The sequence below is a fragment of the Pseudomonas sp. 65/3-MNA-CIBAN-0223 genome (assembly GCF_040310425.1).
GTDB lineage: Bacteria > Pseudomonadota > Gammaproteobacteria > Pseudomonadales > Pseudomonadaceae > Aquipseudomonas > Aquipseudomonas gregormendelii.
Genome location: NZ_JBEOPV010000351.1, coordinates 1 through 236 on the forward strand (window position 1 = coordinate 1; position 236 = coordinate 236).

At 41.1% G+C, this 236-nt stretch carries 1 protein-coding gene; it reads left to right on the forward strand.

What is annotated here, in order from left to right:
* The coding region (locus tag AAEZ09_RS29185; protein ID WP_350601800.1) for a hypothetical protein at positions 1-236 on the forward strand (236 nt) is incomplete at both ends.

Sequence of the window (236 nt, forward strand, 5' to 3'; positions counted from 1 at the left end):
CTTAAACACATGGCTAAATTGCTTTGAGTCAGAAGAAGATCAATGGAATGCGTTTAGATCTATCGAGTATTTATTTTTTGCCGGACATCAAGAATTCGAAGAGCTATATCGTTGCGCAAGCGAGCACATAATTAAACCCTGGCTCATCGACTTAGCCAACATTGATATATTTAGCAAAAATGCATCAGAACTCCTGAATGCCGAACTAAAAGCCACTTGGCCGTGCCCAGTAACCG